This window comes from Octadecabacter dasysiphoniae (assembly GCF_021532615.1).
Lineage (GTDB): Bacteria > Pseudomonadota > Alphaproteobacteria > Rhodobacterales > Rhodobacteraceae > Octadecabacter > Octadecabacter dasysiphoniae.
This window is the reverse complement of sequence record NZ_JAKGAQ010000001.1, coordinates 43,005-57,439: the sequence shown is the minus strand read 5'-3', so window position 1 is coordinate 57,439 and position 14,435 is coordinate 43,005. Positions and strand designations below refer to the sequence as shown.

Below are 14,435 nucleotides of genomic sequence, written 5' to 3'. Positions count from 1 at the left end.
TTCGGGGGGAATAGAGCGAATGACACGCCTGAATTCAAAAACGGTCGGGTCCGATTGCGTTCAATTTACGCTTTGGGGGCGATTTCGAATAACGTCCCCCACGGGCGAGGATTTGACGCCGCGTAGCGCCAAGGCGCAAGGCCTCGCCGCATTGATCGCGCAGGCAGATCACTGCGAGCGCGGCCGTCTTTGGCTTCAGGACAAACTATGGTCAGACCGCGCGCCCGAACAAAGCGGTGCGAGCCTGCGCCAGGCGCTTAGCGAACTTCGCCGCGCTCTCGGCTCTCACAAAGATATTCTAGTGTCCGACAGGCTTCAGGTGAAATTCGATCAATCCCGCATTTCACTAACGCCTCAAACGGGTGATGAATTCCTCGAAGGGATTGACGTTAGGGATTCCGAATTCAATGTCTGGCTGTCCTCAAACAGATCGCAGCCCACCCCAATTCCAAAAACGGATGAGCCGACAATACGGCCATTGCGAAAACCTCTTATTAGGTTTTTGGTGCGGCAAGGGGATGACCCGATGACGAATTGGATTTCGTCCTCCATCGCCGATCAAACTGCCGCCCTTGTCCGAGAAAGCAGTGACACACGAGTCGAAGTGGCGGCAATTGCGCAGTTCAATCAGGCCGCAAACAAAGATTCAGACTTCTTCGTTGAAATCGACGCACATCCATTTCCGCCTTCAAGCCTTGGTTTGCGCATGTCGCTGACACGCGGGAAGACGGGTGACCGGATTTGGGAACAATCGCGCAGGCTCAACACGATCGGATTGCATTTCCTAGAAGACCCAAACCTTGCGCAGGCCGTAAGCAATTTGACCGAGACCATCGGTCAGGCCGTCTACAATGCCGCCCGAATTGACAATGGGGGCGAAGAGCTCCCGCTTGAGGCAATCCTGAAGAAGATTTTCTCGATGAATTCAGCGGAAATCCAAGAAGCCGACCAGCTTTTGATTTCAAGCATAGAATCCCGTGAATCTGCCACAGCCCTAGCATGGCGTGCCCAGATCAGGACGATCCAATTCGCCGAACGACACATAGATGACCGCGAAGGTTTAACCGAAGAGGCGCATTGGCTCGCACGGCGCGCCCTAGAAGTCGACGTTTTCAATATCAGCGCAAAAGTTGCGGGCGCGAACGCAGCGCTGTTCTTGCAAGGCAATGTGGAGCGCGCGGGAGAGCTTGCCGCCTCCGCAGTCGACTTACAGCCGCTCAATCCGTTCGCGCGTTGGTCACTCAGTTCAGCGGCCCTTTACGCTGGGGATTTGGACCGGGCACAAGAAAACGCCCTCATCGGCAGCCAGATGACCCGCAATTCGCGGCGGCGGTTTTGGTGGGATTTGCAAAAAGGTGCGACAGCTCTGCTCAGCGGTGATTTGACAAAGGCCCTTGGCGCGTTTGCATCTGCGCACGAACAGCACCCGAATTTCCGGCCGCCTTTGCGTTATCTCGTTGCGCTCTACGCGAGCCAAGGCAAATTAGCAGAGGCCATGAATGCCGCCGAAATGCTCCGTAAACTTGAACCAGATTTCTCTGTCGACAGGTTACTGCGCGACAAGACTTATCCTGCATCATTGCTGTTTCGGAGCGAGAATCTGGATCTCTCGCCCTTGTTTGATCTGACTTAAACAGAAACTTCAAAACATGCTGACGAGGCCGTATCACGATCGTATTTCTGGTGTCTTTTGACTTCCCGAAAATGACCGTTTGGTGAACTGGTCTCCGAACCAGACATTTGCATACATGCAGCAAAAGCCCGCTTGATCCAGCTTCACGAGCGCCTCCATATCTCGACGCGCCAATAGGGTGCGGGGTTTTCCGGCCAGGCGGTGTGGTGTTCGGACCAGTCGGGCCCCTTTCAACCCATGTTAGAAAAGGTCGATCGATCAATTCTACAAATTTTGCCCCCGCCAAGCCGTCAGGACGGCATTTGCCATCGCGATGTCTTGTGCCGCGAGGCCTGTCAGATCGGCGATTGTGATTTGCCGTTCATCATTCCGACCGCGCTCAGGTGTCTGCAACAACGTACCGATTTCGGTCACGTCATCCGGCCTGATAAGGCCCAGTTGGGCGGCATGGCAAACCTCACCGTGGTCCAGGCATTGCGATGCCAGATCAACCGCCAAAAGGTCGGCCCGCGCAACCAACGCCACGTCCAGTTCCTGCTTTCCGGGCGCGTCAGCCCCCACGGCAGTGATGTGGGTTCCGGCATCGACCCAGTCGGACATCAGGAGGGGAGCGGAGGATCCGGTGGCGGTGACAATGACGTCTGCGTTTCGGGTTGCGGTTTTTAGGTCTGACACAGGCGTCACATCGCAGACGTGCGACATGTCACGCACAAGCTGTGCAACCTTGTCTGTGTCCCGTCCCCAAACGCGAAACGACAATCCGGGCAACAGTGTTGCATGCGCTTCGATTTGGCGGCGTGCCTGTGGTCCGGTGCCAACAATCAGGGCGTCTTTGCTATCGGTGCGGGCCAAGGCCCGGCTGGCGATGGCACCACCAAGGCCTGTTCGAACATCAGTCAGAACCATTTCATCGTGCAACATGGCCTTTACCGCGCCAGTCTCTGCCGACATCACAAGAACGATGCCATTGCCGCTGGGCAGATCGTGTTTGCCATTGTGCGGAAATCCGGTCGCGACTTTGATGACGAATGTGCTGTCGCCCTGCATGTGACCATATTTGATGTGGCAGTCCGCATCATGATCCGGGAAGGTAATATGCCCCACCGGTGGCAATCGAATACGCCCCGAACTTGCCGCGCGATAGGCGTCCTCAATCGCAGTGGCAGCAGCTGACAGATCGATAAGCGCTTCGATTTCAGGGCGCGTTAGGCTAATCATGCACAAACTCCAAAAGCAGGTCCCGCAACCCTATGCCGACATTACCTGATTTTCGACTGGAAACGCATTTCTCCAAGTGGGAATTCAAGGCGCGTTACCACATGACGGCTTCGGACGCTGAGGCCATGTCGATGCGCGATCTGCTGGCAATGGCATCACCCGAAGAACGTGAGGCGTTTGAAGGAATGTGGCTTGGCTATACCGAAACTTTCGGCGCGCCCGACCTGCGCGAGGAAATCGCCGCGACTTATGAAAATCAGACCGCGTCCGATGTCTTGTGCTTTGCCGGTGCCAGCGAAGGCATTTTTGCCGCCAATCAGGTGATCCTTGATCAGGACAGCCACGCGATTGTGGTCACGCCGAATTATCAGTCCCACGAAACGCTGCCCGTTGCGATTTGTGACGCGACGGGTGTACCCCTTGATCCAGACGACAACTGGTCGCTGGATATTGACCGCGTCGCGGCCGCCATTCGTCCCAACACAAAACTGGTGACGATCAATTTCCCCCATAACCCGACTGGCGCGATCCTTCCGCTGGACCGCTATATGGCGCTGGTTGAGCTGTGCCGCAAACATGGCATCTACATCTTACATGATGAGATTTTCAACGGTCTGGGCGAAACCGGAACGCAGCATCTGCCCTTTATTGCGGACGTCTATGAACGGGGTCTGTCGCTGAATGTGATGTCGAAATCTTTTGGCCTACCGGGGCTGCGGATCGGCTGGATTGCCTGTCAGGATGCGGAGCTGATCTCAAAGATGGAGCGGCTGAAGCACTACTTATCGATCTGCAATTCCGGCCCGAGCGAGCGGTTGACGATGATCGCGCTGCGCAACAAGGGCCGCATTCTGGCGCGAAATTGTGCCATCGTGGATGAAAATCTGCCGAAGTGGGATGCGTTCTTTGCCCGCTACCCCGACCTTTTCGATTGGCTGCGACCCGACGGGTCCTGCATGGCCTTTCCCCGTTATAAGGGGGCCGATGGGGTTGAGGCATTTTGCGCCTCGCTGGTTGAGGAAAGCGGTGTTCTGTTCCTTCCCAGTACGATCTATTCTTCCGATCTGGGGGCAACGCCGACGGACCGGCTACGTTTGGGATTTGGCCGTACAAACCTTAACGAAGGGTTGACAGCGCTTGATGCACATCTATCGCGCAATCGGACATAGATCGCGTCATGCGAAGGGCGCAGAATTGTACTGCGCCCTTCGAAATTTATTGCCGCTCGGCCTACGCAGCAGGCATTGCCAGCGGCGTGCGTTCACCGGCGATGTAGCGTAGAACGTCAACATAATCGAACACCAGTGATGTTGATATCGCCGCAATCGCGATGCCGATGATGATCTGTGGTGCACGGTCCAGTTCCTCGGACTGCAGCATATGGATCAGATAGATCACTAGCGGCGACCACACGATGATATGGGGCAACCCAAGCAATTTGACGTAGCCAAACTGCTGGTACAGGGCCATCACACCGGCCACGCCGACAACACCGGCGATCAGGGTGAACACTGCGGTCCAACGTGTGGATTTCCAGATAAACAGGGCCAAAGGCAGCACGATTGCGCCCAAGAGCATGATGTTGAGCCAGATGCCCACCCAAGCGGGGGCATGTGTGGCAACGGCTTCGTTAAAAGTCATTGTAGGTGTTCCTTAATGAGGGGGCTGATCCGGGGCGGCGCGTATTGGCATGCCTCCCGAACAAAAGCGAGGAGAATTCGGACTACGCCGTTCTCAGTTTTTTGCGTGAGAGTCGTAGACTTTGCTGCTGATCTTCCAGACGCCGTCTTTTTTATAGAGGACAAAGAAGTCGGTGTAGCGCATGCCGCCCCAGTTCAGGAATTCAACGCGCGCTGCCGCAGCGGGGCCAGATACATTGATCCAGGCGATGTGGCTTTGAACATCAGGGGCTGGGCCGCCCTCGGACACGGCATCCCCAAAGGTGTCAGCATCCATGTCATAATAGGTGCCTGCGATGGAACCTACGATATGGGCATGGTCCATAAAGGCGCTGCGCGACAAAGCACCGTCACCGGATTTTGCAGCATCGACGTAGGGCTTTAGCGCGGCTTCGATGGCTTTGTATTCTGCAAAGCTGTGGGCTTCGTCAGCGTCGTTAATTTGGGACAGATTGGTCATGGGGGTCTCCAAGGGTTCGGGATTAAATCAACTGTGCAATTCATATCTACCTACATGTATGTAGATACAAGAGTGAAATGAACGTCACCCGTTCACGAAACCGTCAAGGGCTTGGCTGACGATCGTGACGTCACCCTGAAGTCGGGCCAGCAAAAGCGACCCCTCAAGGGCGCTGAGGAACTGCAATGCCGCGCGGGGCGGGTTCTGGTGACCCAATTCGGAAAACTGTTTTGACAACCAATCCTGAAATCCACGAAAATAGAGAGCAAGCTCGCGTCGGACGTCTACGCTGATGGACTGAAACTCAGCCGCCATCATGCCACAAAGACAGATTTTTCCGTCACGTAGATCCGCCTGAAAATGTTGTATGACAGCGGTAAGACGGTCTTGAGGGCGCGCGAACTGATGGTCGAGCTGCGCAAACGAGTCTGCGGTCGTTTTGCGGTGCTGCTCGACCATGGCCAATGCCAAATCCGACTTGGCCTTAAAGTGGTAGTGGATGCTCGAATTCTTAATCCCAATCTCGGCTGCGAGGTCGAGATAGCTGAACCCATTGAAACCCCTGGACTGGGTAAGCTGATTGGCAAGATCAAGAATACGGGTGCGAGTATCAGACATTGGGTAAGTCCTCAGCCGGAGTTTATGGAAGAAAAATTAGTAATTATTTACCTACATGTATGTACCCACATTCAACCAAGCAAGGCGAATGAGTTCGTGGACGGTGCCTAAAGTAGAAACACGCTTTCGCCGCTGCTTTGTCGCAGGTCTTTTCGAAATCGGCAGACTGTAGGTATCGGCCACCGACATGGCGTAGATGTCGATGCACTGCGCGATTGCTGCCTGTCTTGCGGTAAATCCCCGCAACACTGGTTCGTCGGAATGAATAAGTGCCATCGCATTGAGCTGAATGGCTGTCGTGAAAAGGCGCTACCACGCATCATTTCTGCAAATGCATTCGGCCCCGAAAAGCCCAAATCGACAATTTGCCGTGTCGCAGCGGATGTCCGTTAATGAAGCGTATCAAAGCGTTTTAAAAAAATGCTGATCTAATGTGTCAAACAGAACTCTGCCAATCCTAAACCGTGCATATTGCTCTTTCCCATACGTCAGCAGCCAGTCCTCAGCGTCTTTAGGATATTGCTCATCATGGCGTCACATGCACTCAGCTCGGCCTTGTTCAAACCCTCATCCGGTTTGTGTCCGTCAGATGCCATATCGCCCGGTCCAATCACAACAGTGTTCAAGCCAAGGTCCGCAAAGAACCCCGCTTCGGTCCCGAAGGGCACTTTTGTGACTCCTACGCCGCCAGCCAGCCTGTCGGCCCGCGTCACGGATGTGTCAGACGGGTCGGTGTTCAAACCGGGGTAGGAATTTACCACCTCAACGGTAATGGGGTGCGCGGAAGGGAAGGCCACGGACACTCGCTTTGCGACATCCTCGATTTTGCGCCGGATGTCGTCTGCTAGTGTTTCGGCAAGATGGCGAAACTCCATGTCCAACTGTGCACTGTCCGGTACAATGTTAAGCGCCCGCCCACCGGTAATTTTCCCGATATGCACCGTGGAATACGGGATGCTGTAGCCGTCATCGCGGGGACCTTGCGCAAGTAGATCCTGTAGCTCTCGGATGTGATGCACAAAACTGGATGCGACATGGATCGCGTTCACGAACTGCGGCGCAAGCGCGCTGTGTCCGGCTTCGCCATGGCACGTCACCTTCAGGGCTGTTTTGCCCTTGTGACCGGTTGCGACCAACATTGATGTCGGCTCACCCACGATCACGAGGCCGGGCTTGCCGATAAGGCCTTTTAACTCTGGCATCATTTGGCGGATACCGACGCAACCGATTTCTTCGTCATAGGAAATCGACAGACTGAGCGGAGCATTGAGCGTCGTCGTTGCCGCGCGTTCGGCCAGCGCCAAAGCAGAGGCAAGGAAACCCTTCATATCCGTCGTGCCGCGCCCGTAGACGCGATCACCTTCATCTGTCAGTTCAAATGCGGGACGTGTCCAATTTTGGCCATCCACGGGCACGACATCAGTATGGGCGGACAAACAGACGCCGCCGGCCACTTTGGGGCCAATACGTGCAAACAATCCTGCCTTGTTGCGATCCGGTGACCAGATGCGGGTGACGTCAAAACCTGCCTGTTGCAGCAGGTCCTGAACCCAGTCGATCAAATCAAGGTTGCTGTCACGGCTGACCGTCGGAAAGGCGATGAGCCTGTCCAAAATCTCCAGCGTTCTGGTGATATCCGTCATGCGATGGCCTGTGTCAGTCAACGGCAAGCTGCGTGATCTCGCGGCGGAATGGCAGGGCATCGCCGATATCCACGCCGTCCAATTCACGGGCATAGCGGTGGCCTGCGTAAGTCGCCCATGCAATCGGCCCCGGCGCATTCGCGTCACCAATCAGCTTGACCGATTTAATGCCCGCATCGGCCCACTCTGCTTCGCGCGCTTTGAGGTCGTTGTAGACCGCGTTGTTTTCCAACCGCGATGACACCAGCAGAACGCCGTCGCATTCCATGGGACGCTTCACATCCGTGAACATGCAATTGGTTTCAATGTGGTCTTTGCCAATCGCAGTGATCCCGCGGTTAAGTTCTATATTCACACCCATCGTGGCCAAGCGCCGGTGGATTTCATGCTGTTCCAGCGTGTTCAAAGTCCATTCGCTGACGTAGGCTGCGGGCGTCACAAGCGTGACACTGCACCCTTTCTGGATCAGCAATTCGGCCATGACACCGCCCATGTAATAATGATCATCGTCGTAAACCACGACGTGGCCGGTAGGGGTGGCACCATCCATCAGATCGTCGGGGGTGAACAGCGGCATGGCTGCATCGGTTGCAAACGGCACCACGTGCTGGCGTGACACCCCGTCGCGCCGCCACTTTGATCCCGTCGCGATGCAGACGTTTTCGAATCCAAATTCAAGGATGCTTTCCGCGTCGAGTTCGCTGTCAAAATAGCTCTCGACATTGGCCTTCTGGCTCAGTTGATATTCACGGTAATCGGCGACACGACCCCATGCGCTGAGGCCGGGTAAGTGACGTTCACGCGCGACACGCCCGCCCAAAATTGTACCAGCTTCGGCCAAGGCCACGTCATAGCCGCGCTCGGCGGCAGCGCGCGCGGCCTCTAGGCCCGCAGGACCAGCGCCGACAACCAAAACGTTGGAACTATCGCCCTGTACGTTCATCCGTTCGGGATGCCAGCCTTTGCGCCATTCTTCCATGAACGTCGGATTCTGGGTGCAACGGCTAATCGACATGGTCATGTCACCCGTGACACAGATGTTGCAGCCGATACATTCGCGGATGTCTTCGATACGCCCCTCTTCAATCTTTTTGGGCAGAAACGGATCGGCAATCGACGGGCGCGCGCAACCGATGAAATCCAGCGTGCCTGTCTTGATCATCTTCGCCATCACATCGGGGCTGGTGAACCGCCCTACCCCAACAATGGGCTTGTCCGTCAACTCGTGGATGCCTTTGACCAATTCGTGCTGCGCGGCTTCTTCTTTGAAACGCGACGGGCCCGAACAATCCTCCCATGTGCCTTGGGCCAAATCCCAAAGGTCTGGCAGGTTGCGGTTCATCTCCACAAATTCGCGGACTTCAGCGTTAGAAAAACCTAAATCGCCGATGGTTTCGTCTAACGATACGCGCAGGGTGATGCCCATGGTGTCACCAACCGCGTCGCGCATATCGGCGATCACTTCGTTCACGAACCGCGCACGGTTTTCCAGACTGCCACCATATTCGTCCGTGCGATGGTTTGTGGCGCGGCTGAGAAAATGTTGGAAAATACCAAAGCCATGCGCGCCATACAAACAGATCAGATCAAAGCCCGCTTCCTTTGACCGTTTCGCCGCGTTCACGAACCAACGGCGCAAATCCTTGATATCGGTCTTGTCCAGCGCACGCGCCTGAACGGGGTCATTTGTAAACGTGCGGATGGGCTGCGCGGACACAGCCAAGGGCACTTCTTTGGAATAAAGGTTCGGGCCATTCACACCGGAATAGGCCAACTGAATACCCGCCAGCGCCCCGTGCTCCTTCATCTTGTCCGACATCTTGTGCAACATCGGGATGTCTTTGTCCTCCCACAGGCGCAATTCGATGAAGGGGGTGATTTCGGATGTGTGGTGCATCTCGCATTGTTCGGTAAAGATCACCCCCCAACCGCCTTCGGCCTTGGACCCGCGCATCTCGGCCGCAGCGGACGGATCACGATACCCGCCGCCGTTGCAATGGGGCACTTGGTAAAACCGGTTTTTGGCTGTCACAGGACCAATTTGCATCGGCTCAAAAAGGATGTCGTAGCGGGGGTCGCGCACGGTAATACTCCTGCAAGGAAACGGCTTTACGCAGTGGTGACAGAAATATGGGTTAGGCTAAAGTCACGGTTATGAAAGCATGGCTTAGGCTGGGGTTAAGCGCCGCCAGAAACAGGCAGCCCCGGGTAGCCCCAATTGGATATCGTTTGTGACGCATGATCGATAAAGGCGTTCACGGACAAAATACTGCGCGCGCCAACTGGCACGATAAACCCCAACCGCAGCGGGCGCGGCGGCCCCTCAAGCGGAATAAAGCTGAGTGCGCGGCCATCTGGTGATAGATCAGAATGGGGCCGAATGTTGGCAACCGAAAACCCAAACCCATTCGCCACAAGCGATCGCATCACTGCCATATCGCGGGTCCGTTCGACAATGTTCGGCGTGACGTCAGCGCTCTCAAACGCGCTGAGGAAATAGGTGCGGCTGATCGGCAGATCGAGCAAGACCATCGGGTATTCAACCAATGTTTCTACCGAAACCGACTTGTGATGCGCCAAAGGGTGATTGGCGGCCACAACCGCATAGAGCGGCAAGGACCGCAAAGGTATGAATTCCAGGTCGGGCGGCACCTCTAGATCGTAACTTAAGGCCACGTCAATATCGGCGCGCCGCAGCTTTTCAATCAGGGTCTGTTGATCGCATTCGATCTGCGACACCTGCACGTTTGCGTGGTCTTGCTGAAATTCGCGGCGAACGGCAGGCAACACCACCTGCGCAAAGGTCAAAAGGCATCCGATGCTCAGCGGGCCTTGCACATTACCGGAAATGGATCCGGCCAATCGGTTAAGGCTGTCCGCTTCTGCTAAGACCTTGCGCGCTTGCACCATGAATTGCCGCCCCGCCTGCGTCAGGCTAAGACCATGGGCATGTTTACGCACAAACAGCGGCAGGCCGAATTCTTCTTCAAGCTGGGAAATTGCCGCCGAAATCGATGGGGACGATACATTCACTTGTGCACTGGCCTGCGCAATTGATCCTTGTTCGCCAACGGTGACGAAATATTCCAATTGCCGAAGTGTGAAACGCAATGCCATTGCAGGATTATGTGTTAAGTCGCGTACTTAATCCACGTCGTTTTCAGGGCCGTATATTTATCAAAGCTGTGCAGCGACAGATCACGCCCGAAGCCCGATTGTTTCATGCCCCCAAACGGCGTCATCGCGCTCAGCGCATCCACCGTGTTCACCGACACGGTGCCTGCCATAAGGCGATCAGACACGCGCAACGCACGGCTCAGGTTGTCCGTCCAGACTGACGCAGCAAGGCCATAGACACTGTCATTGGCCATGCGAACGGCGTCTTCTTCTTTGTCGAAAGGAATGACGGACAGCACGGGGCCAAAAATCTCGTCGCGGGCCAAGGGATCATCGTGGTGGACATCATCAAAAATCGTCGGCTGCACAAAACAGCCTTTGCCGCCGATTTGGACTTGTTCGCCACCCGCGACAAGGTTGGCCGTTTGCTTGCCAGCGTCGACGAATTTCATGACACCTTCGGTCTGTTTGCGGTCCACAATTGCGCCCATCTTGGACGCGGGATCCAGCGGATCACCGGGTTGCATGCCCTGTGCGCGCGCGATCAACTTTTCCACCAACTCCGCTTGGATCGAACGATCCACGTAAAGCCGGGAATTAGCTGAACAGACCTCACCCTGATTAAAGAAGATACCAAAGGCCGCCATGTCCGCCGCCGCGTCCAAATTTTCGCAATCCGCGAATACAAGGTTGGGGCTTTTGCCGCCCGTTTCTGGCCAGACTTGTTTCAGGTTGGATTGGCCCGAATATTCCATGAACTTTTTGCCAATCGCGGTCGAACCGGTGAAGGCCAAGCAATCCACATCCATGTGCAGCCCCAAGGCCTGCCCTGCCGTATGACCAAAACCGGGCACGACGTTGAACACGCCATCGGGAACGCCCGCCTCAACCGCGAGTTCGGCGAGGCGTAGTGCCGACAGCGGCGATTGTTCTGCAGGTTTCAGCACGACAGAATTACCTGCCGCCAATGCGGCGGCGGCTTTCCACGTTGCCATATCCAGCGGGAAATTCCACGGTGTGACGGCTCCGACCACTCCCAATGGGACACGGGACACGATTGCCAAATCGCCGGGGGCGGTTGGCGCGACTTCGTCATAAATCTTGTCGATGGCTTCAGCGTACCACTGGAAGAAATGCGCGGATCCCGGTGCATCAATAGTTGCCGCGTCCGTCACCAATTTGCCCATGTCCAAGCTGTCCAAAAGCGCGAATTCTTCAAGGTTTGCACGGATGAGGTCGGCCAGTTTTAACAACACGGCTTTGCGGTGCGCAGGATCAGTGCGGGACCAAACGCCCGCCTCGAACGCCGCGCGGCCCGAAGCCACGGCGCGGTTCACATCCTCAAGACCGCAAGCCGCCACATCGGCCAACACAGCGTCTGTCGCAGGGTTGATAGACTGGAACGTCTCACCGGACGCCGCATCAACGAATTTACCGCCAATGAAGGCCTGATGGCGCAATGTCAGGCCAGCGGCGCGTTTCGTCCAATCGGCTTTGGTGTAATCCAGCATATTGATATTCCTTGCTTATTCGTCTCCGGGCACGCCGTAAGACGGTGCCTCGCGTGGATCAATTGCACGCTGCACATAGGCGTCCAATTGCGGTTTGTAGATGTCCCAAGCGGTGGCGATGTTTTCAATCGGGCAATCATCGGTCCAATCGCAGCGCAAATCCGCCACGGGCCACGCGACCTTATCGACCATCAGCATGCCCGCAGAATGAACAGGCCCAGCCTCACCACCCGCGGCGAGACCTGCACGCATCGCGGTAATCAGACGATCGCCAAGATGGCCAGTGCTGGACAGAAACCCATCCACAATGGCCTGCGGCACACCGTCATTGGCCAACATATTGCCACCCGATGCCACGTCTTGCGCTTGAGCCTGCGTCCAGATGCCAAGGGAATTTGGACCCGAATGGATCGCCGTTGCACCCGTTTTGTCCACCGCTAGAACCTGACGGTATTCGATGAACTTGCCCAGATCGCGCACGCCCGCAATCGCCTCAGCCGCGCCCATGCCACCTTGCATGAGGTCCAGCGCCAATGGCCCCAATGTCGGGTCGGTTACGTTTTGCGATGCCACGGCCCCAACCCCTGCGCGCGCATAGGCACAGCGCGCGGCCACAGCCGGGGAGGACGACGAAATCGCCAATCCGAACATGCCAGTCTCGGCACAGCGGGCGACCAGTGAAAACGTCATTCCGGGATCACCGCCGTGCCGTCAATTTCGACCAACCATTCAGGGCGCGCCAAGGCCTGCACGACCAAACCCGTGGACACAGGATGCACGCCTTTGATGTATTCGCCCATGGTGCGGTAGACGGCCTCGCGGTGGCGCACGTCTGTGATGTAGACGACGACTTTGACCAGATGCTCCATCGACCCGCCTGCCTCTTCGATCAACTGGCGTATATTTTGCATCACCTTGTGGGTCTGCTCAACCGGATCATGGCTGTCGATATTCTTGGCGTCATCAAGGTTTTGCGGACACTGCCCGCGCAGCCAGACCGTCTTGCCACCCTGCGTGACAACGGCCTGACACAGGTCATTGTCGAGGTTCTGTTCGGGATAGGTTTCGCCCGTATTGAATTTGCGAATACGTGTGTGCGCCATGGGGGTTCCGTTCGGTTTTGGGTTATTCGGCGGCCGCTTTTACGACCTCGGCCTGACCATCATAATCCGCATAAGCGCGCTGAATGGCAATTTGGTCGGCGACAAATTTCGCGTCATGCCACACGCCCCACAGGAAGGTCGATCCGCGGCGTGACTGCCATGGAAGGCCAAGGAAATAGAGCCCCGGTTCCTTGGACACACCACGCTGATGAATGGGTGCCCCCTTGTCGTCAAACGCATCGACCTTCAACCAACTGAAGTCCTGCTTGTACCCTGTCGCCCAGATGATCGTGGTGATCCCTTCGGCGGCAAAATCCAGACTGCGGATCGGGTTGTTCAGACTATCCGGGTCGGGCCATGTCTGGTGCGCATCTGGATCAAGCGGCAGATCGAGCCCCATGGCATCCACATAGGCATCAGCGTCATCGAGCAATTTATTGTAATTGTCATCGCCCGCATCGACGTTCTTGCGCACATCATCGGCAAAGGTCAGCGCGCCGTTCTGGTAGGTCTCCGTGCGGCCAAGAAGCGTCACACCCTCACTGGCCAGACGGCGGAAATCCATAGTGCGGCCACCATAAGCCCCGCTGACGGAAATTGTGACATGCTCGGTTCCCGGTTTTTGCGCTGCCATATCCCATAGGCCCAAGACGCCAAGCCACCAGACAAAATCACGACCACGATAGCGGCGCGGCGGGCGGTCATGGGGGCCGACAGACAAGAATACTTTGCGCCCCGCTCGGTTCAATTCATCCGCAATCTGCGCGCCTGATGATCCGGCCCCAACGACCATTACAGCACCTTCGGCCAATTGATCGGGGTTGCGGTATGACTGAGAATGCATCTGCTCCACGCCCGCATCATTTTTGATGATTGACGGAATAACAGGGTGTTGAAACGCGCCCGTGGCCGACACGATCCGCGTCGCCTCGATCACGCCGTCAGATGTCTCAACCCGAAAACCTGCACGGTCTTTGAACGGTTCAGCACTCAGCACTTCTACGCCCGTGCGCACCGGCGCATTCACCATGTCAGCGTATTCTTCGATGTAATCGGCCACACGGTCTTTGCCGACAAATTCATCCGGTGCGTTGCCGTTGAATTCAAGATTAGGAAAACGGTCATGCCATACTGGGCCGTTTGTGACCAACGCATCCCAACGCGACGTGCGCCAGGCTTCTGCGATGCGGCTTTTCTCAAGCACCAGAAACGGCACGTCTTGTTGGCCAAGATGTTCACAAAGCGCAATCCCTGCTTGCCCTGCTCCAACGACGAGCGTGTCGATCTTTTCAACTGGCATCCAATGGCCCTCCCAATCGGTTGCACCCAGAATTGCCGTTTGAAGGAAGCGCGAAAAGAATAGTCTGCATTAGTCTTGATTAGGGTGTGGCTAAGATTTTAATTCAAAAATTAGGTTTCGCCTAAGTCATCCTTCGCTATTTGCGTGGTGACA

Annotated in this window: 14 protein-coding genes; 2 read left to right on the top strand and 12 right to left on the bottom strand. The window is 56.0% G+C overall.

Annotated features, from left to right (window positions below):
* Window positions 1-19 precede the first annotated feature (19 nt).
* Window positions 20-1,633 carry a hypothetical protein gene (locus tag L0664_RS00280; RefSeq protein ID WP_235223619.1) on the top strand — a complete coding sequence of 538 codons (1,614 nt, stop codon included), beginning with the start codon at window positions 20-22 and terminating at the stop codon, window positions 1,631-1,633.
* A gap of 264 nt (window positions 1,634-1,897) precedes the next feature.
* Here the strand turns inward: L0664_RS00280 and L0664_RS00275 are convergent, their stop codons facing one another.
* Complete coding sequence (locus L0664_RS00275) at window positions 1,898-2,851, bottom strand: ornithine cyclodeaminase family protein (RefSeq protein ID WP_235223618.1); 954 nt, start codon at window positions 2,849-2,851, stop codon at window positions 1,898-1,900.
* Between the two features lie 32 nt (window positions 2,852-2,883).
* Between L0664_RS00275 and L0664_RS00270 the strand changes: the two genes are divergently transcribed.
* Complete coding sequence (locus L0664_RS00270) at window positions 2,884-4,020, top strand: aminotransferase class I/II-fold pyridoxal phosphate-dependent enzyme (RefSeq protein ID WP_235223617.1); 1,137 nt, start codon at window positions 2,884-2,886, stop codon at window positions 4,018-4,020.
* Between the two features lie 61 nt (window positions 4,021-4,081).
* On the opposite strand, the gene L0664_RS00265 is transcribed toward L0664_RS00270, so the two are convergent.
* From L0664_RS00265 to L0664_RS00215, 11 genes are all read right to left on the bottom strand, one after another.
* On the bottom strand, window positions 4,082-4,492 hold the full coding sequence (locus tag L0664_RS00265; RefSeq protein WP_235223616.1) for a hypothetical protein: 411 nt from the start codon (window positions 4,490-4,492) through the stop codon (window positions 4,082-4,084).
* A gap of 93 nt (window positions 4,493-4,585) precedes the next feature.
* Window positions 4,586-4,990 (bottom strand): nuclear transport factor 2 family protein, encoded by a 405-nt coding sequence (locus L0664_RS00260; protein ID WP_235223615.1) that lies wholly within the window; start codon window positions 4,988-4,990, stop codon window positions 4,586-4,588.
* A gap of 84 nt (window positions 4,991-5,074) precedes the next feature.
* Window positions 5,075-5,608, bottom strand: coding sequence for a TetR/AcrR family transcriptional regulator (locus tag L0664_RS00255; protein ID WP_235223614.1), 534 nt, complete (start codon window positions 5,606-5,608; stop codon window positions 5,075-5,077).
* 51 nt (window positions 5,609-5,659) lie between these two features.
* Entirely contained in the window at window positions 5,660-5,884 is a 225-nt protein-coding gene (locus L0664_RS00250; protein ID WP_235223613.1) for a hypothetical protein, read from the bottom strand.
* Window positions 5,885-6,096: 212 nt separating this feature from the next.
* Window positions 6,097-7,251 (bottom strand): acetylornithine deacetylase, encoded by a 1,155-nt coding sequence (gene argE, locus L0664_RS00245; RefSeq protein WP_235223612.1) that lies wholly within the window; start codon window positions 7,249-7,251, stop codon window positions 6,097-6,099.
* A 13-nt stretch (window positions 7,252-7,264) separates the two neighbouring features.
* On the bottom strand, window positions 7,265-9,334 hold the full coding sequence (locus L0664_RS00240) for an oxidoreductase (protein WP_235223611.1): 2,070 nt from the start codon (window positions 9,332-9,334) through the stop codon (window positions 7,265-7,267).
* Window positions 9,335-9,429: 95 nt separating this feature from the next.
* Window positions 9,430-10,368 (bottom strand): LysR family transcriptional regulator, encoded by a 939-nt coding sequence (locus tag L0664_RS00235; RefSeq protein WP_235223610.1) that lies wholly within the window; start codon window positions 10,366-10,368, stop codon window positions 9,430-9,432.
* A 14-nt stretch (window positions 10,369-10,382) separates the two neighbouring features.
* A complete protein-coding gene (locus L0664_RS00230) occupies window positions 10,383-11,879 on the bottom strand; it encodes an aldehyde dehydrogenase (protein ID WP_235223609.1) in 1,497 nt (498 codons plus the stop codon).
* A gap of 15 nt (window positions 11,880-11,894) precedes the next feature.
* Complete coding sequence (locus L0664_RS00225) at window positions 11,895-12,569, bottom strand: DUF1028 domain-containing protein (protein WP_235223608.1); 675 nt, start codon at window positions 12,567-12,569, stop codon at window positions 11,895-11,897.
* Window positions 12,566-12,982 carry a RidA family protein gene (locus tag L0664_RS00220; protein WP_235223607.1) on the bottom strand — a complete coding sequence of 139 codons (417 nt, stop codon included), beginning with the start codon at window positions 12,980-12,982 and terminating at the stop codon, window positions 12,566-12,568. Before L0664_RS00220 ends, L0664_RS00225 begins: the two co-directional genes overlap by 4 nt.
* A 22-nt stretch (window positions 12,983-13,004) precedes the next feature.
* Window positions 13,005-14,282, bottom strand: a complete 1,278-nt coding sequence (locus L0664_RS00215; protein ID WP_235223606.1) for a flavin-containing monooxygenase — start codon at window positions 14,280-14,282, stop codon at window positions 13,005-13,007.
* Window positions 14,283-14,435: the final 153 nt, after the last annotated feature.

What these genes read in the sequence shown, in the direction of transcription:
- L0664_RS00280 (WP_235223619.1), top strand. Translation starts at nt 20, where the DNA reads ATGACACGCCTGAATTCAAAAACGGTCGGGTCCGATTGCGTTCAATTT.
- L0664_RS00275 (WP_235223618.1), bottom strand. Translation starts at nt 2,851, where the DNA reads ATGATTAGCCTAACGCGCCCTGAAATCGAAGCGCTTATCGATCTGTCA.
- L0664_RS00270 (WP_235223617.1), top strand. Translation starts at nt 2,884, where the DNA reads ATGCCGACATTACCTGATTTTCGACTGGAAACGCATTTCTCCAAGTGG.
- L0664_RS00265 (WP_235223616.1), bottom strand. Translation starts at nt 4,492, where the DNA reads ATGACTTTTAACGAAGCCGTTGCCACACATGCCCCCGCTTGGGTGGGC.
- L0664_RS00260 (WP_235223615.1), bottom strand. Translation starts at nt 4,990, where the DNA reads ATGACCAATCTGTCCCAAATTAACGACGCTGACGAAGCCCACAGCTTT.
- L0664_RS00255 (WP_235223614.1), bottom strand. Translation starts at nt 5,608, where the DNA reads ATGTCTGATACTCGCACCCGTATTCTTGATCTTGCCAATCAGCTTACC.
- L0664_RS00250 (WP_235223613.1), bottom strand. Translation starts at nt 5,884, where the DNA reads ATGGCACTTATTCATTCCGACGAACCAGTGTTGCGGGGATTTACCGCA.
- argE (WP_235223612.1), bottom strand. Translation starts at nt 7,251, where the DNA reads ATGACGGATATCACCAGAACGCTGGAGATTTTGGACAGGCTCATCGCC.
- L0664_RS00235 (WP_235223610.1), bottom strand. Translation starts at nt 10,368, where the DNA reads ATGGCATTGCGTTTCACACTTCGGCAATTGGAATATTTCGTCACCGTT.
- L0664_RS00230 (WP_235223609.1), bottom strand. Translation starts at nt 11,879, where the DNA reads ATGCTGGATTACACCAAAGCCGATTGGACGAAACGCGCCGCTGGCCTG.
- L0664_RS00225 (WP_235223608.1), bottom strand. Translation starts at nt 12,569, where the DNA reads ATGACGTTTTCACTGGTCGCCCGCTGTGCCGAGACTGGCATGTTCGGA.
- L0664_RS00220 (WP_235223607.1), bottom strand. Translation starts at nt 12,982, where the DNA reads ATGGCGCACACACGTATTCGCAAATTCAATACGGGCGAAACCTATCCC.
- L0664_RS00215 (WP_235223606.1), bottom strand. Translation starts at nt 14,282, where the DNA reads ATGCCAGTTGAAAAGATCGACACGCTCGTCGTTGGAGCAGGGCAAGCA.